We start from the raw sequence: 18,466 nt of genomic DNA, 5'->3' as shown, positions 1-18,466 counted from the left end.
GGACGCGCCCGGGCCACGCACGAAGCCGTACGTCAGCAGCTGGCGCCACCGCAGGAGCTGCAGCTGAAGGCGGGGCTGGTGTAGCCCAGCTGCGAGTCGGCCTCCAGGGACTGCAGGCCCAGCACGTCCGCGCTGTGGGCCTCGACCTCGTCGCTCTCGTTCTCCTCGGGCTGCGGGTTCGTGGTCTCGTCAGACATGGTGTCTCCCTGGTGTGAAAGGGGTTTCGGTGACGCCTGCCGCTCGGCGGTGGCGACGGGGTGAACGCTAGGAACGCCCGCCACACGCTCGGTATGCGAACGGTTAAACCGTTGCGGGAAAACGGGAAGAGGCCCTCGGCCGCTCCTCTACACCGTCCACAGTGGTCCGCGCGACCACTTCGGCCTGCGTTTATACCGAACGCAAACCGGGCGGTTGGCGGCCTGCGCACACTCGTAACCGGACGAGGAGGTGGGCGGATGCGGCTGGCCGAGATCATGACGCTGCGCCAGGACGTCTGCGCGGGTGTCCTGGTGACGTTGACCGAACGGTGCCCGTTGCACTGCGCACACTGCTCGTTCTCCGCTGGGCTGCGCGGACGGCACCTGGACGCGGACGCTTTGCTGCGGTTCGTCGGGACCTGCACTCCTCAACGCAGGCCGGACCTGCTGATGCTCACGGGCGGGGAACCGTTGCTGCGCCCGGCCCTGGTCGAGGCGACGGCACGGGCCGCGCGGGCGTCCGGCACCAGGACGGCGGTGCTCACGGGCGCCTTCTTCGCGCGAGGCGGTGAGATGCCGGGCCCGATCCGGCGGGCCGCACAGGCGGTGGACCACCTGTCTTTGAGCATCGACGTGTTCCACGAACGTGAAGTCGCCCGCGAGGACGTGTTCGGCGTGCTGCGCCTGCTGTTGCGCGACGGCATCGCGACCAGCCTGCACGTCACCGGGGCCGGCGCGGACGATCCGTACCTCGCCGAGGTGACGGCACAGGTGCACGCGGAGTTCGGAGCGGACGTGCCCATGCTGGTCAGCGGTGTCCAGCCGATCGGCCGGGCCGCCTCGTGGGCCAGTGCGACCCCGGTCGAGGGCGACGGAGCGGCACCCTGCGCGACCGCCGCGTGGCCGGTGATCGCCGTCGACGGTGCGATCCTCGCCTGCTGCAACCAGGACGTCGTGGACGCCCGCGCGCGTCCCGACCACCTGGTGCTGGGCGACATCACCACGACCTCCTGGCCGGAAGTGCACGAACAGGCACAGGCGCCGGTGCTGCGCATGATCCGCACGGTCGGGCCGGTGCACATCACGAACCGCGCGAACTCCCCCGCCCGCACCGGCTACTGCGGCACCTGCCACCACCTCGCCGACGTCCCCGGTGCCCTCGACTGGGCCGAACGCACCGGCTCCGGCCCGGTCGGCGAACTCCTCCAGGCAGCCGCCATCCGCCGCTCCGGCGGCCCGGAAGCGTTGCTGCGCAGGCATGGCATCAGCCGGTACGCGCACCTCGTCGGCGGTGACTCATGAGCACCGAACTCCAGTCGGTCCTGGACCTCGTCACGCCCGCCCTGCGTCACAGCGCCGCATCGGTGTGGCAGCCGGACGGACTGCGGGAGCGCTACAACCGCTACCTCTCCGAGATGTACGCGGTGATCCGCGCGTCCGTCCCGTTGATGGAACTGGCGGCCAGCCGGTGCGAGGGACCCGACCCGGTCAGCACGCGTCTGCGCGCCTACTTCCCCGCGCACGTCGAGGAAGAGCTCGGCCACGACGACTGGCTGCTCGACGACATGGTGGTCGCGGGCCTCGACCCGGCAGCCGAACGGCTCCGCCCGCCGTCTGTCCAGGTCGTCCGGCTCGTCGGGCCGCAGTACTACTGGGTCAACCACGGCCACCCGGTCGCCCTGCTCGGGTACATGGCCGTGCTGGAGGGCAACTCCCCCTCCCCCGGTCTCGCCGGGCTGCTCGCCGCACGAACCGGCCTGCCGCCAGAGGCGTTCCACACGCTCGACCACCACGCCGACGCCGATCCGCACCACAGCGGCGAGATCTTCGCCCTGCTCGCGGACCTGGAGCTCACCGCGGCCCAGCGCAGTGCGGTCCGCGCGAGTGCGTTGCACACCGCGGCCGCGTTGATCGACCTGTTCGACCACCTGACCCGGGAGGCCCGCAGTGAGCTCCGAGTTTGACACCAACCTCGACGCGTTGGCGGCAGCGGGTTTTCCCGTCGACTCGTGCACCGACGAGCAGCGCGCCGTGTTCGGCGAGCTGTCCGGGCAGGAACTGGAACTGATCCTCGACATCAAGCGCCGGCTCGACGAGGTCGAGCCCGAGGTGCAGGCCCACTCCGTCGTCGCCGGCGCGGCGCTCTTCTAGGGGAATGCCGTGGAACAGCGAAAACTCGTGACCGTCCTGTTCTGCGACCTCGTGGGGTCGACCGAACTGTCCGGTGTGCTGGAACCGGAGCTGCTGCGCTCGATCGTCCTGCGGTACTTCGACACCGCCCGCGAACGGATCGAGGCTCACGGCGGCACCGTGGAGAAGTTCATCGGCGACGCGGTGATGGCCGTCTTCGGCGTCCCGGTGGTGCACGAGGACGACGCCCGGCGCGGCACGGCCGCCGCACTGGACATCATCACCGGGCTGGCCGAGCTCAACGCCGACCTGGAGGAGAGCTTCGGCTGCCGGCTGGCCGTGCGGATCGGCGTCAACACGGGCGAGGTCGTCGCCACGTCCGCGGTGGGGGCCAACGAGAACCTCGTCGCCGGCGAGGTGGTCAACGTCGCCGCGCGGCTGGAGCAGAACGCCGGTCCAGGCCAGGTGCTGATCGGCCCGGTCACCCGTGCCCTGCTGGGCAGCGCCGCCGACGTCGAGGAGGTTGGCGCGCTGGCGTTGAAGGGGAAACGCGATCCGGTGACGGCGTACCGGGTGCACGCCATCCGCGCCGACAGCGCCCGCACCCTGCCGTCGGACGTGCCGTTCGTCGGCAGGGCTCGGGAGCTCGCGTTGCTCGCCGACCGCTGGGCCGAGGTGCTGGCCGGGCGCGGTCAGTGGATCACGATCAGCGGTGAGGCCGGGATCGGCAAGACCCGGCTGATCCAGGAGTGGTTGTCCGGCCTGCCTTCCGAGGTGCTGGTGGGTGCCGGCCGCTGCCACCCGTACCGCGACCGGGCCAGCCTCACGCCGCTCGCGCAGGCCCTCCGCCGGATCGTGGACGCGGCCGGGCGAGGCGAGGACCCCCGGCCGGCGCACCGGGTGCTGCAGTCCGGTCTGCTGCTCGACGGCGCTCCCGGCCACTCGGCGGACAGCACCTACACCGCGGTCGCCGCCGTGCTCGCCGACCTCGCGGCCGAACGGCCGGTCGTGCTGATCATCGACGACCTGCAGTGGGCGGAACGGATGCTGCTCGACGGCGTCGCCCGCCTCGCCGCCGCCGTGCGCACCTCCAGGGTGATGCTGATCTGCGCCGGTCGCGGCCTGACCGACGCGGACGTGACGCTGCACGTCACTCCCCTGTCGCCGGAGGAGTCGGCCCTGCTCGCGGCGGAGCTGGTCCCGGTGCAGGCGCACGGGGCGTCGTTGCTGGAGAAGGTGATCGACCGCGCCGAGGGCAACCCGCTCTACCTCGAACAGCTGGTGGCGATGCTCGACGACGGCGCCGACCCGGACACGCTGCCGGTGACCGTGACCGCCGTGCTGGCCGCGCGCATCGACGCGCTGGAGGCACCGGACCGGGTGCTGCTGGACGCCGCCGCGGTGGTCGGCCGGCAGTTCGGCGCCGGTGAGGCCTCCACTCTGGCGGAGTCGGACGCGTCGGTCACCGTGCCGGAGCTGATGCGGCGCGGCCTGGTCGAACCCGTGCTGGAGCAGGACTACCGGTTCCACAGCGGACTGCTGCGCGACGTGACGTACAACGGGATCAGCAAGCGCCGCCGGGCGGACTGGCACGAACAGCTCGCCGGGCAGGACCGCGCCGCCGCCGTCACCGGCCACCACCTGGAGCAGGCCTACCTGCACCGGCACGGGCTCGGCATGCGCGACGCCCACACCGGCGAGCTGCGCGGCCAGGCGGCCAAGGCCCTCACCAGTGCCGCACGGACGGCGCTCGCCCGTGCCGACCTGAGCTGGGCCGAGAACCTGGGCAGCCGGGCGCTGGCGCACTCCACCAAGGACGACCCGTGGTGGACGGCGGCCGCGCAGATCGTCGCCGAGACGTGGCTCGCGACCGGCCGCACCGACGACGGCGCCGCGCTGCTGAGGGACATCACCGAGATCGGTGACGAGGTGGCCACCGCCCACGCCCGGCTCCAACTGGCCACAGTGGACTCGCGGCCGGGGTCGCGAGCCGAGATCGCACGGCAGGTGCTGCCGGTGTTCGAGGCGGCCTCCGACCGCCTCGGCGGGGCCCGCTGCCTCATCCGGCTCGCCCAGGAGCAGCAGATCCTCGGCGCCCACGCGGCCGCCGAGCAGATGCTCACCGAGGCACTCCAGCACGCCGCCGCGGCCCAGGCCGCGCCCGAACACGCCATGGCGCTCGGCGCGATCGGCATCTCGTTGTGGCACGGCCCGGTCGCCGCACCCGAGGCGGTCCGCCGCTGCCGCGCGTTGCTGGCCGAACACGACCACGACGTCGTCGCCCTCACCCTCAGCTACCCGCTCGCGAACCTCCTTGCCCTGCAGGGCCTCGACGACGGGGCACGGGGCCGGCTCGCCGCGGCGGACCGGTTCGCCGCGGAGCTGGGGTACGCGGAGGCCGCGATCTTCGGACCGTTGTTCAGCGCCGGGGTGGAGGCGCTGGCGGGCCGGCTTCCCTCAGCCGAACGCCTGCTGCGCGAGACGCTGAGGCTGTGCCGGCAGGTCGGCGACCCCGGCCTGATCGCCACGGCGTCGCGTGATCTCGCCAGAGTGCTGCTGCGCCAGGGAAAGCCCGCGGAGTTCTCCCCGATCGAGGGACTGGCCGCGCCCGAGGCCGCCGACCAGCTGGGCATCCTCGCCCTCGCCGGCGACGACGCCGACCTCGCCCGGCAGGCCGTCGAACTCGCGGTGACCACCGAGTCGCCCATCACGCAGGCGACCGCGTACCTGGACCTGGCCACCGTCAGCGGGGATCAGGCCGCGGCCGAACGAGCAGCGGAGTTGTTCCGCGCCAAGGGACACGTCGTGGGCATGCGAGCCGCTGCCCGTTTCAGAGAGGCGGTGCGGTGACGCGGACACTGAGCTGGGGCCTGCGCAACCAGGGTCCAGAGGACATCGGGGTCGACGCGATCGCCCTGGACCGGGTGAGCCCCGAGTGGGCCTGGGGCGGGTCGACCGGGGCCGGGATCCGGGTGTGCGTGGTCGACAGCGGTGTCGACGGCGAGCACCCGCTGGTCGGCCCCGTCACCAGTTCGCACGAGGTGGTGGCGGGTGAGAACGGCCCTGTCGTCCAGCCCGCCGAGCACCGCGACACCTGCGGGCACGGCACGGCGTGCGCCGGGATCATCAGGCAGATCGCACCGGACTGCGAGCTGCACAGCGTGCGGGTGCTCGGCGAACGGTTCTCCGGCAGCGGCGACTTCCTGCTCACCGGCCTGCGCTGGGCGGTGGAGCAGGGCTTCGACGTGATCAACATGAGCCTGTCGACGACCCGCACCAAGTTCGCGCAGGACCTGCACGAGCTGGCGGACGAGGCCTACTTCCGGCGGGCCGCGATCGTCGCGTCGGCGCACAACACGCCGGTGGTGAGCTTCCCGTGGCGGTTCTGCTCGGTGCTGTCGGTCGGCAGCCACCAGGAGTCCGATCCCGACCTGTACCTGTACAACCCGGCGCCACCGGTGGAGTTCTTCGCCATGGGCCGGGACGTGGTGGTGGCGTGGCCGGGCGGCGGCACGGCGAGGACCACCGGCAACAGCTTCGCGACACCGCGGATCGCCGGGCTGGCGGCGCTGATCCTCGCCAAACACCCCCAGCTGACGATCTTCCAGCTCAAGACAGTGCTGTACCTGGCAGCGGCGAACGTCCGCACGGAGAAATGAGGTCTGGCCGTGACACTCGACGTCTCACCGGCGCCGGGCGGCACCCGCGCTCTGCTGCAGTCGATCGTGGAGGTCGCCAGGGCGATCTTCGGCGCGGCCGCGAGCTCGGTGTTCCTGCTCGACGACGACGCCGGCGAACTGGTCTTCGAGGCCGTCGCCGGTGAGGGGCAGGAGTTCCTGGTGGGCACCAGGATCCCGGCGAACCGCGGCATCGCGGGCTGGGTCGTCAGCTCGGGCCAGGCGATGATCGTCGACGACCTGGTGGACAACCGCACGTTCGCCCGCGACATCGCCGAGTCGACCCGGTACGTGCCGAACGCGATCATGGCGGCACCGCTGCTGGTCGGCGGCGAGGTGCTGGGCGTGCTGCAGGTGCTGGACCCGGCGGAGCAGAGCAGGTCGGACCTCGGTGACCTCGACCTGCTGGCCCTGTTCGCGAACCAGGCCGCGACCGCGCTGCGGGTGGCGAAGGGATGTGCGCACTGCGGGTCGCAGGACGACCCGCTGACGCACCTGGACAACGACGAGCTGGTGGACGTCTTCAGGGACTTCCTGCGGCATCGGCGTGGATGACGCTCGGACGCGGGAACGGCACCACGGCCGCTTCCCGCTCCGCCTTCTCCCGCAGCAGCCAGTAGGTGGCCGCGGGCATGTCGTAGCTGGCCTGGCAGGCGACCACCTCGGCGTCCGGCGCCGTGAGCACCCCCGCCTCCAGCAACGACTCCAGCACCAGGTCCTCCGATGTGGACAGTCCGGCGATCGCCGCGGTCAGCCGGCCGTGGTCGAACGGCGGCGGTGGCAGCTCGGCGATCCGGTGGCACGCGGCCCGTTGCTCGCCGGAAAGCCCCTGGTACCAGCGGGTGAGGCGGTCGCGCAGGGCCAGCCCGCCCACCGCCAGCTCGTCGAGCACGCGCTCCGGCTGCGCGAGCCGGTCGGCGAACTCCGCCAGGGTGAGGTGCCGCAGGCCGGCCAGTTTGGCGGCGGCGATCCGGAGTGCGAGCGGCGATCCCTCGCAGGCGTCGAGGATCCGCTTCACGGCCTCCCGGTCCGCGAGCACCCGGCTGGACCCGATGACCCTGCCGAGCAGCTCCCTGCTCTCGCCGTCGCCCAGCGGCCCGAGCGGGACCCTCAGCACGGATTCGAGGCCGCTCAGCCAGGCCCGGCTCGCCACGATCACGCCGCTCGCGCCGCAACCGGGCAGCACCGCGCGGACGACGTCCTCGTGCGCGGCGTTGTCCAGCACGATCAGCAGCCGGCGCCGGGCGACCCAGCGCCGCCAGCGGCCCAGCGGCTGCGGACCGGCGTCCTGGCCGGACAGGTCGAGCAGTTCGGCGAGCACGAGCTCCGCCGGTTTAGCGGTACCGTCGGCCGCGGCGAGGTCGACCAGCACCTGACCGTCCGGGAAGTTCTCCCGCAGCAGGTGCGCCACGTGCACGGCGAACGCGGTCTTGCCGCTGCCGACCGGGCCGGACACCAGCACCACGTCGAGCCCGTGCGGACTGGTGAGGTGCGCGAGCACCTGGCCGGACTCCGCCCGTCGTCCGACGAAGTCCGGCACGTCACGGGGAAGCTGGTTGCCGGGGGTGTGCGCGCCCTGCCGATGGACGGGCGCGGTGGCGCCGTCGAGCAACTGCCGGTGCACCATCGCGAGATCCGGGCTGGGATCCACGCCGAGCTCGTCGGCCAGCGTCCGCCGCACGTGGTCGTAGTGCGACAACGCCTCCTGCACGCGCCCGGCGGCGGCGAGCGCCCGGATCCAGGCCGCACCAAGGCGTTCGCGCAGCACGTGCGGCCGGACGTGGTCCCCCAGCCGGTCGAGCGCGGCCTGGTGGTCGCCCGCCGTCACCGCCAGCTCCGCCCAGTCCTCCAGCACGACCAGGAAGAGCTCCTGTCTTCGCCCGAGCTCGGCCGCGAGGCTCGGCTCGTCCCCGAACTCCGCCAGCGGCCGCTGCCACAAGGCGATCGCCTGACCCAGCAGGTCGGCGGCGGCCTCGGTGTCCGCGCCGCGCAGCAGTTGCCTGCCCTGCCGGGCGAGGTGCTCGAACCGCAGCAGGTCGCACTCGCCGGGCCCGAGCGCGAGCCGGTAGCCGTTCCCGGTGTGGCACAGCCGATCGCCGAAGATCCGGCGCAGCTTGGAGACGTACACCTGCAGGTTCTTCACGGCGGTGCGGGGCGGCGACCCCGTCCACAGCGCGTCGAGGAGTTCCTTGACGGAGACCACGCAGTTCGCCCGGCACAGCAGGTGGGCCAGCAGCAGCCGCTGCTTGGGCCCTCCGATGTCGACCGGGATGCCGTCGGCGCTGACGGTGAACTCGTCGAAGGTGCGGCACTCGATGGAACCCGGTGAACGAATCACGTCTCTGTCCCTTCTTCCCGGTAGAGGATCACGGGACGGGATTGGGAAGACGTTGGACTCGGATTGGGGTGGTCTCAGACCAGCTCGGCGAGCCTGGCCTCCGAACGCATCCGCCAGGTCACGCAGTCCATCTCGGCGTTGTGCACCACGGCTTTCCGCATCAGCTCGACGGCCAGGTCGCGCTGCCCGGCGGTGAGGGCGACCTCGGCCAGGAAGTGGTCGATCGAGCCCCAGCACACGATCGCCGACCCCGTGGTGACGCTGCGCCCGGAGAACCGCAGCAGTTCGTCCAGCGCGTACCGGCACGATTCGGCGTCACCGCACAGCGCCCAGGTGTACGCCCGCAGCACCATCTGGATCAGCCACAGCCAGTCCTTCGGCGGTTCCGGCAGCTCTCCGGCGGGCGGGCAACTCAGTCGTGCGCCGGCGAAGTCGCCCTGCAACGCCCGCAGCAGGCCGAGGTGCTCCGCGGACACCGGGCTGCCCGGTGCGGTGCCGCTGCCCAGGATCCGTTCCGCCTCCTCGTAACGGCCCTCGTCGATCAGCCACGACATGAGCTGGGCGGCGAGCGCCGGTTCCGACCCCCACACGGTCTGCTGGTGGAGCTCGAAGACCTCCTTCGACAACCGCACCGCGGCCTGCGTGTCTCCGGACAGGCCGGCGCGCATCGCCGTCCACCAGCGCAGGTGCACCTCGACCTCGGGCAGCTGCATCCGCTGGTTCGCCGCCATGCACGCGTCGATGTCGGCCTGCGCTGCCCGCATGTCGCCGCCCTCCAACGAGGTCAGGGCCCTGCGCAGCTTCACCCGCGGCACCCAGTCCGCGCTGATCTCCGGCCGTGCGGCGAGCGCGACCTGTTCCTCGAGGATCAGCTTGCGTTCGTCGAGCGTGTCCGCGTGCCGGATCGCCTGGTGTCTCAGGTGCAAGGCGCGCATCAGCAGCGTGGGATCGCCGAGTCTGCGGGCCATCGCGACCGCGATCGCCGAGGGCTGTTCCTCCACGTGCGCGTCCGGACCGGCCTCGAAGTACTGCTCCGTCGCCATCGCCGCGAGCGAGAGGCAGCGCAACGGCGAATCCTCCTGGGGCAACTGGCGCACCGCCGTGCGCAGCGCGTCCAGCACGGGGTGCTCGACGATCCGGTAGTCCCGCATCGACCAGAACGACTCGATGCTGTGCGTGGTGGCCGCCGTCGCGAGGGCCTCGGGATCACCCAGCCGCCCGGCGACACCGATCGCCCGGCGCAGCACGGCGGACGCCTGTTCCTGCAGTCCCGCCCGGCAGCTCGAGCGCCCCAGCCGCACCAGCACGTCGAACAACCTGCGGGTCTCCTCCGCCGAGCGGGGTGCCGCGTGGCGGTCGACGACGTCGACGACAGCGGTCAGCAACGTCGCCGCGCGCTGGTAGGCGTGCATGCGTTCCGCTCGTTCGGCGGCCGCCCGGCCCGACTCGACGGCCTCCTCCGCGTGCCCGGCGGACGCCGCCTCCAGCCAGTGGAACGCTGCGGCGTCGAGCGCGTCATCGCCTTGCGTCCGTTGGGAAAGCACTCTCGCGATGGTGGCGTGCCAGTGCGCCGACCGCAGCTGCGACACCGAGTAGCGCAAGGTGTCGCGCACCAGCGCGTGGCTGAACCGGTAGTGGCCCGGTGTGCCGCCCTCGGCCACCAGGTCCCACTTCAACGCCGCGTCCAGGGCGTCGAGCAACGGTCCGGCGGACATGCCGGTGACCTCCGCCAGCACGTCGGCGCGGAACTCCTCGCCGATCATCGCCGCGGCGACCAGCACCGTCGCGGCCTCACCCGGCACGCTGCGCAGGCGGTGCTGGATGAGGTCGCGCGTGCCGTGCGGCAGCACCTCGGCCAGCGACCCCGGCGCCACCTTCGGCAGCAGCCGAGCCAGTTCCACGACGTGGAAGGGGTTTCCGCCGGAACGCTGGTAGACGACCCTGGCCGCGTCCGGCTGGCGCGACTCCGGCCAGCCGGTGAGCACCTCGTCGACCTCGGCCTCCGTCAGGCGCCGCAACGGCCACCTGGTCGCCCAGCGCCCGGTCAGCTGCGCCACCAGCCCGGCGACCGGCCCGTCCAGGTCGGCGCCGTCCCTGCTGGTCGCGAGCAGCAGCAACGGCAGCTCGGGCAGCATCGTCGTGAGCACCCGCAGCACCACGACGGAGTCGGGGTCGGCCCAGTGCAGGTCGTCGAGGATCAGCAGCAACGGGCGGCGCCGCACGGCCTCCGCGACGACCTCGGCGATCGCGGCGTGCAGCCGGTTCTCCCGTGGCAGCGCGGCGGATCCGGAGTCGAGCAGCACGCCCAGCCCGACCCGGTCCGCGTGCGCCCGCAACCCCTTGTCGTCGTCCAGCAACGCCCGCAGCACCGAGACCCACGGCCAGAACGGCGGCGCGCCCTCGCTGTCCGGACATCGGCCGAGCACCACCCCGAAACCGAGGCCCTGCCCCATGGCGGCCGCTGCCTCGGCCACGCGGGTCTTGCCGATGCCGGGCTCACCGGTGACGAGGAACAGTTGCCCCTGCCCGATCTCCGCCGCCCTGAACGCCTGCCGCAACGACCGCAGCACGTCCCCGCGACCCGGCAGCTCCTCCTGCGCGACCACCCGCACCGGCGAGCTGATCAGGTCGAGAGCGGTGTCCTGGTTGAGGATCGCCTGCTCCAGGTGCCGCAGCGCCGCCATGGGTTCGATGCCGAGCTCCGAGACCAGCGAGCGCCGCGCGTCCCGCAACGCCGTCAGCGCGTCCGCCTGCCGTCCGCTGCGGTACAGCGCGAGGGCGAGCATCTCCCACCTGCGCTCCCGCAAGGGTTGCGCGGCCACCAGCAACCGCAGCCCGACCGCGGCCTTGGCCGGCAGCCCCACCGCCAGCTCGGCCTCGGCGTGGTCCTCCTGGGCCGCGAGCCGCAGCTCCTCCAGCTCGGCCGCCGCCGTCGCCGCGAACTCCTCCCCCGCGAACTCGCCGAACGCGGGGCCCTGCCACAACCTCAGCGCCTCGTCGAGGTCCCGCAGCGCGTCCACCGGCCTGCCCTGCGCCCGCGCGGCCGCCGCGGAGGCGACCAGTGCCCGGAACCGCGTCGCGTCGAACTGGCCCGCGTCGACCAGCAGCCGGTATCCCTCCGGGGAGCTGGCCAGCACGCTCTCCGTCGCCCGCGGTGCCCGGTCCGGCTCCAGCGCCCTGCGCAGGTTCGCCACGTACGCGCGGAGCGTGCCCACGGCCGTGGCGGGTGACGAAACACCCCACACGGCGTCGACCAGCCGGTGCACCGCGACGGCGGATCCCGGCTCGACGAGCAGCGCGGCCAGCACTCGCCGCTGCTTCGGGCCGCCGAGGTCGACGCCGCGGCCGTCCCGGTACGCCCCGACCACACCGAGCACCGTCCACCACATGATCACAACGATAGTCATGTGAACGAGCGCCGGGACTGGGCCAGAAAGAGGATCCCGCTGGCCGAATTCCCTAGTGCCGCACCGATCTCCGTCTCAATTCGCCGTGTTGCGACCCTCCCGCGGAAGTCGCCTGAGTCCACAGTGGACTTGATCCGCCACCTGGACCAACCTGGTCACAGCTCGGTGTTGATGATGGCCTCCACCAGCACCTCGCCGTCCTCGGTCAGCGAGACTCCCCCGTCGTCGACGCGGACGAGGCCGCGTTCGGCCAGCGACCCGAACCTCTCCCGCCACGGGCCGTCGTGCAGCGACCTGCCGTAGAGCGAGCGGTGCAGGTCGTCGCGCAGCGGTTGCAACGTCGACAGGGCCATCTTGACCGCCCTCGCCTCCTGCGCGCCGGCGTCGAACCCGGTCGCGGAGCCCAGTGGCACCCTGCCCTCGTCGACGGCCTGGGCGTACTGCTTCCAGTTCACGTCCGTGATCGCCTCGGAGGCGCGGCAACTGGAGCTGCCACCCAAGCCGATCGCGACCTCGGCCTCCTGCTTGTCCTGGTCCACCATGATGGACTTCCACTTCTCCGGACCGAGGCCGTCGCGGGCGAAGTACATCGTGGGGTGCTCGGTGTAGCCGGCGGCGCGCAGTCCGTCCGTCAGCACCTCGCGCATGCGGTACTGCTCCAGCAGCGTCGGCCAGAAGTGCCCGTCGTCGACCAGCTTCTGGCGGTACGTCGGCAGCTGCCACGGCGCGGGCTGCTCCCCCGCCACCCCGGTGCGGGTCTCGGCGTAGGACTTCAGGTGCAGCTTCGTGCACACCACGGCGGTGACCTCGTTCTCCAGCACCACGTCGAGGTCGCGTTTGACGCTGTCGACCGTCTGGTCCAGCAGGCCGTACATCAGGTCGATGCTGACCCACTCGAAGCCCGCGGCCTGGGCGTTGCGCACGAAGTCGACGCACATCTGCGCGCTGTGCTCCCGGCCGCACTCGCGCAGCACGTGGTCGTCGAACGACTGCACACCACTGGACAGCTTGGTGCAGCCCAGTTCCCGCAGCGCGGCGAGCTTCGCCGGGGTGAACGTGCTCGGGTCGCCCTCGAAGCGGATCGTCGTGTCCTCGGTGAACCCGAAGTTCTCCCGGTAGAAGTCGAGCAGCCGGCGGATGTCCCTCTCCGGCAGCAGCGACGGGGTGCCGCCGAAGACGTTGAACTCACCGATCGGCGCGGTCGCGAGCTCCGGCACCCGCTGCAGCCAGAGCTCGGCCTCCCGGATGTTCCAGTCCACCCACTGCGACAGCTTCTCCTCGTTGCGGCCGCCCTTGACCAGCACCACCGGGTACTGGCAGAAGCGGCACTTGTAGGCGCAGGTGGGGATGTACGACCACAGGTGGATCGGCGCGGTGCCGACGAGCTGGTCGCTCAGGTCGTCGAGGAAGTCACCGACGCCGTAGCCCTCCACGTTGCCGGGGAACACGTGCGCGCCGAACGGGTCCTCGGTGACGTAGTCGAGCAGGTGCGCGTTGGCGGGATCCTGCAGGGCCGCCCACACCCGAGGTTCGGAGTCGGTCAGAACACCGGTCATCAGAACACGCCTCCATTGCCGAAGTAGTTGTGCGCCTCCCCCGATTCGCGGTCCTCGCAGTAGTACTTCACGAACTCCGCGAACCGGCCCTCCGGCACGTCGTCGAAGCACTCCGGCAGCGGCGGCGGGAACCCGATGTCCTCACCGACCGTCGCGCGCAACCGGGCGAAGATCTCGTCGCGGAACTCCAGGTACAGCCGGTAGGTCGGCGTCTTGTAGGAGTGGATCGGGACGAAGTCGACCACGCTCATCTCGGCCTTGATCTCCGCGATGCGCGCTCCGAGCCTGCTCGCCAGCTCCTCGCCGAAGAACGCGACCACGGCGTCCTCGTCCAGAAAGGACGGTGTGAGCAGTACGGGCAGGATGGTGTTCTTCGGCGTGAAGTCCTTGATGGAGAACTCCCACGCCTGCACCGCCTCCGCCTCGGTGAGGTCGGCCGTGACCGGCGGCGCCTCCGGCCGGATGTCGCGCATGACGATGATGCCGTCGTTGCCGTACGCGCGGCCGGTGACGACCTCGTCGATCGCGTGGTTGACGCGGCGGGGGTTGATCTCGACCTTCGACCTCGGCGCGTAGGTGATGCTGTGGCCGAAGCCGGCGACCCTGATGCCGAAGTCCCAGTCGTCGGACAGGTGGTTCACGAACCTGCCGTTGTGCAGCTGGTAGAAGATCTCGATGCCGCCGACGTCCTCGTAGGCCTCGCGTTCGACCGCGAAGCCCTTGCCGTCCGGGAAGCCGCCGAACAGGGAGAACGTCACCGCACGGCAGCGCAACGTGCGCTGGATCGCGTCCCACAGTCGTGGTCTGCCGACGAAGTGGTCGGCGTTGTAGTAGTAGTCGCAGACGCCGATCGCGGCCTTGTCCTTCTCCATCGCCGCGAGCAGCTCGGTGAGCCAGCGGCGATCGACCCGGCAGTCCGCGTCGGCCGACATCAGGTAGAACCGCTCGCCGGGGTCCTTGCGGTTCCGGCTCCGCCGCACGGCGAACTCCATGCCCGCCCTGCGCGCACACGCGACGCCCTGCTCGCGTTCGCTGATCACGTGCAGGTCGAACCGCGACCGTTCGGCGAACGCGCGCGCGATCTCGACCGTGTCGTCGGTGGAGTTGTTGTCCACCAGCACGATCTCGTAGGCGCTGGGCTCGATGTCCTCCTGGTCCTCGAGACTGCGCAGCACCTCCTCGATGTTCGCGGCCTCGTTGTACACCGGCAGCACGACGCTGAGCCGGACGTCCGCGCCCATCGGCGGCGGGAACAACGTGCTCACGAGGTCGTCCGCGACCTCGCGGGTGTGCGTACCGAGCTTCCGGTTGTGCGCCACCACTTCCGCCCGCCTCTCCGCGTTCGTCATGAGTTCGTGCACCTGCCGGGCGAACTCCGGCGTCGGCAGGTCGTGTGCCAGCACGTCCAGCACGGGAGCCTCGAAGCCCGCGTACACCGTGTCGTACAAGGCATAACGGCTCGCGATGTACGGCACCCCGGCCGCGATCGCCTCGGCGATGGGGTTGCCGTAGCTCTCGTAGTCGTACGAGGTCAGGAACGACACGATCTCGGCGTGGGCCAGCAGGTCGCGCACCGAGAACTCCGGGCCGGTCGACTCGCACGGCGCCAGTACGCCGCCGAACACGACAGGGACCTGGAGCTCCTCCGCGAGCGCGCGGAGCTTGCCGGTCTCCGCCGGGTTCTCCTCCGTGTCCCCGGCGACGAACAGGCACGTGCCCGGGAGCTGGGCCACCAGGTGCAGGTCTCGGTCGATCCGCTTCTGCGGGATGATCCTGGTGAACCTGGCGATGATCTTCGTGTCGGGCGCGATGCCGTGGTGTGCGCGGAAGTCCGGCCGGCCGGGACGGGTCGGCGCGGTGAAGCTGTTCGGCAGCACGTCGAGGTTGCGCAGGTGCGGCATCCATTCCAGCGTGCGCCGCTTCGCTTCCTCGTGCAGTGCGAAGTAGTGGATGTGCGGCGAGTTCACCATCGGCGGCGTCGCGGGATACGGGAAACTGCCGTACTTGTCCGGTTCGCTCTGCCACATCAGGTCGTGATCACGCCACAGCACATAGCGGCCGAGATCGCGTTCGGCTCCGTACGTCTCGATCGCGCGGTACAACGCCTTGGTGTACGTGACGTTCTCCGGCAGCGTGCCGTTCTCGACGATCACGAGTGCGACATCGCGGTCCTCCCAGGTCCGCACGATCGCCTCGGCGAGTTCGCCGGTGATCCGCTCGACATCGGGAATCCGGTCGCGGCGCACGGATTCCAGCGTCGCCGCGACGAATTCCGGACCATATCCGGCAATGCGCCCGACGCCGTCGACGCGATCGAGTTCGACCCACTCCGGCACGCGTTCGTGCCGGTAGGCCTGAAAGAAACGTCCCTTGTCGGCCTTGATGTCGTACCCGAGGTCGAGATGAACGCGATAACCCTGGTCAGCGAAATGTCTGGAGGTCTTGAGAAACTCGACCACAACACCGGACATGGCCGTGGCATCGAACGAGACACCCCAAAGAGCCGGCATAGGCTGCTCCGTTTCGAGTGATTCACTCTCATTCGGAACGTAGCATGAAAGCGCTCTCCCATCAGATCGCGTCTCAATGGGCTGCGCACCGGTCTCGCCGGAAGGTCATCGCCGAGGGCGGCCGTACCTGCTCGGAGTCACCCCGAACCAGCGCCGGAACGCGTGGATGAAACTCGCCGCCTCGGCGAACCCGAGCCGTTCCGCGACGGCCTCCACCGACAGGTCACCGCGCGAGAGCAGCTCGACGGCCCGCTTCGACCTGACCTCGTCCAGCAACGCCTGGTAGCTCGTGCCGGAGGTGGCGAGCCTGCGGCGCAACGTGCGTGGACTGATGCTCAGCGCCCGCGCCACCTCGGGCATGCTCTCGGCGAACCTCTCCGACGACTCCAGCAGGCGCCGCACCTCCTGCGACGTCCCCGGGCTCTCCCTGCGGCGTTCGGCGAGGGCACGGCACTGCTCCTCGCACACCGCCGTCGTCTCGGGACTGGCCAGCCGCAACGCCTCCGCCAGCACCGAAACGTCCACAACGGACTGATCGGCGCCCGCGGCGAAGCGGGGCCGGACCCCGAAGACCTCCTCGTGCCCACGCACGTCCTCGGGTGCCGCGTGGGCGAAGTCGACCTCCAGCACCGGCACGGCGCCGGTCAGCAGTTCACCGACGACGGTGTGGATCGCCGCGAGGTCGCGTTCGACGAGGAACGCCGACACGTCGGACGGCAGCGAGGCGGTGTCGAGGGCCAGCACCAGCCGGTCACCGTCGATCACGGCGGACGGCGCGGTGAACGCGAAGCTGAGGTCGAGGTACCGCAGGGCGGTGGTGATCGCGTCCTGCAGAGTGGCCGCGCTGAGGAACGCGTAGCCCAGCACACCGAAGGTCGTGGCGTGGTAGCGCCTACCGACGGCGACGCCCGCGTGCGGCAGATGATGGGCGAGGTTGCGCACGACCGCGAGCTCCTGGCAGGCGGCGATCTCGGCGACCGGGTCGGCGAGCACCGCGGTGTCGATCTCGCTGCCGTCGAGCAGGCTGCTCAACGGGATCCCGTGCTCGGCGCCGAAGCGCAGGAGCAGTGCGACGCTCGCGATGCCGCGCGGGAAGTCCCAGTGCCGGACCGCCGGCTCGGCCAACGACTTCATGGCCGCGATTGTCAACCGCGCGGCCGGGGTTGTCCTGGTGCGAACGGGTGGTTGTTCCTACTTTGATCACGTGCGAACGAATCCCGAGGTGGTCGTCATCGGTGCCGGGTTCGGCGGGCTGGGCGTGGCGTTGTCCCTGCGCAGAGCCGGGTTCGACCGGTTCACCGTGCTGGAGCGGGCGGACGACGTCGGCGGCGTGTGGCGGGACAACACCTATCCGGGCGCGGCGTGCGACGTGCCGTCCTCGCTCTACTCGTACTCCTTCGCGCCCAGCACCACGTGGCCGCGCCGGTACGCGGCCCAGCCGGACATCCTGGGTTACCTCCGTGCCACGGCGGCCGAGGTCCGCGATCACATCAGGTTCGGTGCTGAGGCGGTGGCCGCGACGTTCGACGAGACGCGGAACCGGTGGCGGGTCGATCTCGCGGACGGCGGCACCGTCGAGGCGGACGTGCTGGTCAGCGCGGTGGGACAGCTCACGACGCCGGCGATCCCCGCACTGCCTGGACTCGACCGCTTCGCCGGGGAGGTGTTCCACAGCGCGGGCTGGCGGCACGACGTCGACCTGCGCGGCAAGCGGGTGGCGGTGGTCGGCACGGGCGCGAGCGCGGCGCAGTTCGTGCCGGAGATCGCTCCGGTGACGGGCCATCTGACGGTGTTCCAGCGATCGGCACCGCACGTGCTGCCGAAACCTGACGCCCGGCTGACCGGACGGTCGCACCCGGCGAGGTCGCGTGCCGCACGAGGCGGCGTGTGGCTCGCGGGCGAGGCGCTGACCGGGCTGATCAACGCCGGCCGGGTCTCGCGCGCACTGGTCTCCGCCGTCTCGTCCGCCCACCGGTGGCGCCAGGTCCGCGACCCCGCGCTGAGGGCGGCTCTGCGGCCCGCCACGCAACCGGGGTGCAAGCGGGTGCTGTTCAGCAACGACTGGTACCCGGCGCTCGCCAGGCAGGACGTGGACGTGGTGACCGAGCTGATCACCGAGGTCACCGAGCACGGCCTGCGCACCGCCGACGGCCGCGAGCACCCCGCGGACGTGCTGATCTGGGGCACCGGGTTCACGGTCGCCGGCTTCGGGTTCCCCGTGCGGATCACCGGCAGGGACGGCGAGGACCTCGCGGCGACGTGGGCCGGGCGCCCGCGCGCCCACCTGGGCCTGTCCGTCCCCGGTTTCCCGAACCTCTTCCTGATCTACGGCCCGAACACCAACCTCGGCGGCAACTCGGTGATCACCATGATCGAGGCGCAGTGCCGGTACGTGGTGGACGCGGTCCGCCACCTCGCGACGACCGGCGCGCCGACGCTGGAGGTGCGCCGCGAGGTCGCCGCCGCGTTCGACCGCGAGATGACCGAGAGGCTCGCTCAGGGCGTGTGGAGCACGTGCTCGTCCTGGTACCGCACCGCCGACGGGTCGATCACCACCAACTGGCCCGGCGGCACCTGGGAGTACCTGCGCCGCACCGCCCGACTGCGGCCCGCGGACTTCGAACCCGTCCGCACCGCGCTGGAGGTGTGAC

General features: G+C 71.3%; 13 protein-coding genes. 7 read left to right on the top strand and 6 right to left on the bottom strand.

The genetic code is table 11. The annotated features are described in order from the left end of the window. Positions 1-32: 32 nt before the first annotated feature. Positions 33-197: a hypothetical protein gene (locus ACSHWB_RS34195; protein WP_439657420.1), complete on the bottom strand. Its 165-nt coding sequence runs from the start codon at positions 195-197 to the stop codon at positions 33-35. Positions 198-455: 258 nt separating this feature from the next. Here ACSHWB_RS34195 and ACSHWB_RS34190 point away from each other — a divergent pair, with 258 nt between their 5' ends. From ACSHWB_RS34190 to ACSHWB_RS34165, 6 genes are read left to right on the top strand one after another with little or no spacing between them, the layout of a single operon-like run. Beyond that, complete coding sequence (locus tag ACSHWB_RS34190; RefSeq protein WP_439657419.1) at positions 456-1,499, top strand: radical SAM protein; 1,044 nt, start codon at positions 456-458, stop codon at positions 1,497-1,499. Further along, positions 1,496-2,161 carry an iron-containing redox enzyme family protein gene (locus ACSHWB_RS34185; protein ID WP_439657418.1) on the top strand — a complete coding sequence of 222 codons (666 nt, stop codon included), beginning with the start codon at positions 1,496-1,498 and terminating at the stop codon, positions 2,159-2,161. Before ACSHWB_RS34190 ends, ACSHWB_RS34185 begins: the two co-directional genes overlap by 4 nt. Continuing rightward, complete coding sequence (locus tag ACSHWB_RS34180) at positions 2,145-2,348, top strand: aroma-sacti cluster domain-containing protein (protein WP_382441806.1); 204 nt, start codon at positions 2,145-2,147, stop codon at positions 2,346-2,348. The genes ACSHWB_RS34185 and ACSHWB_RS34180 overlap by 17 nt, the downstream gene beginning before the upstream one ends. Positions 2,349-2,357: 9 nt before the next feature. Then, positions 2,358-5,177 carry an AAA family ATPase gene (locus ACSHWB_RS34175; RefSeq protein ID WP_439657417.1) on the top strand — a complete coding sequence of 940 codons (2,820 nt, stop codon included), beginning with the start codon at positions 2,358-2,360 and terminating at the stop codon, positions 5,175-5,177. Beyond that, a complete protein-coding gene (locus ACSHWB_RS34170) occupies positions 5,174-5,986 on the top strand; it encodes a S8 family peptidase (RefSeq protein ID WP_439657416.1) in 813 nt (270 codons plus the stop codon). Before ACSHWB_RS34175 ends, ACSHWB_RS34170 begins: the two co-directional genes overlap by 4 nt. A 9-nt stretch (positions 5,987-5,995) precedes the next feature. Beyond that, positions 5,996-6,559, top strand: coding sequence for a GAF domain-containing protein (locus ACSHWB_RS34165; protein ID WP_439657415.1), 564 nt, complete (start codon positions 5,996-5,998; stop codon positions 6,557-6,559). On the opposite strand, the gene ACSHWB_RS34160 is transcribed toward ACSHWB_RS34165, so the two are convergent. The 5 genes from ACSHWB_RS34160 to ACSHWB_RS34140 all read right to left on the bottom strand — a co-directional run bounded on the left by ACSHWB_RS34160 (position 6,528) and on the right by ACSHWB_RS34140 (position 16,949). After that, positions 6,528-8,342 (bottom strand): BTAD domain-containing putative transcriptional regulator, encoded by a 1,815-nt coding sequence (locus ACSHWB_RS34160; protein ID WP_439657414.1) that lies wholly within the window; start codon positions 8,340-8,342, stop codon positions 6,528-6,530. The two genes, ACSHWB_RS34165 and ACSHWB_RS34160, sit on opposite strands and share 32 nt — an antisense overlap. A gap of 74 nt (positions 8,343-8,416) precedes the next feature. Continuing rightward, on the bottom strand, positions 8,417-11,731 hold the full coding sequence (locus ACSHWB_RS34155; RefSeq protein WP_439657413.1) for a BTAD domain-containing putative transcriptional regulator: 3,315 nt from the start codon (positions 11,729-11,731) through the stop codon (positions 8,417-8,419). Positions 11,732-11,904: 173 nt separating this feature from the next. Then, entirely contained in the window at positions 11,905-13,305 is a 1,401-nt protein-coding gene (locus tag ACSHWB_RS34150) for a radical SAM protein (RefSeq protein ID WP_439657412.1), read from the bottom strand. Further along, the gene (locus tag ACSHWB_RS34145; protein WP_439657411.1) at positions 13,305-15,815 is read right to left on the bottom strand and encodes a glycosyltransferase; all 2,511 of its coding nucleotides are present in this window, start codon (positions 15,813-15,815) and stop codon (positions 13,305-13,307) included. The genes ACSHWB_RS34150 and ACSHWB_RS34145 overlap by 1 nt, the downstream gene beginning before the upstream one ends. Before the next feature lie 105 nt (positions 15,816-15,920). After that, complete coding sequence (locus ACSHWB_RS34140) at positions 15,921-16,949, bottom strand: AraC family transcriptional regulator (protein ID WP_439657410.1); 1,029 nt, start codon at positions 16,947-16,949, stop codon at positions 15,921-15,923. A gap of 70 nt (positions 16,950-17,019) precedes the next feature. Between ACSHWB_RS34140 and ACSHWB_RS34135 the strand changes: the two genes are divergently transcribed. Next, complete coding sequence (locus ACSHWB_RS34135; protein ID WP_439657409.1) at positions 17,020-18,465, top strand: flavin-containing monooxygenase; 1,446 nt, start codon at positions 17,020-17,022, stop codon at positions 18,463-18,465. The last annotated feature ends 1 nt before the right edge of the window (position 18,466 follow it).

It is taken from the genome of Lentzea sp. HUAS TT2 (assembly GCF_051853195.1).
Classification (GTDB): Bacteria; Actinomycetota; Actinomycetes; order Mycobacteriales; family Pseudonocardiaceae; genus Lentzea.
Note: the sequence above shows the minus strand (reverse complement) of the source record. Positions and strands in the feature narration are given on the sequence as shown.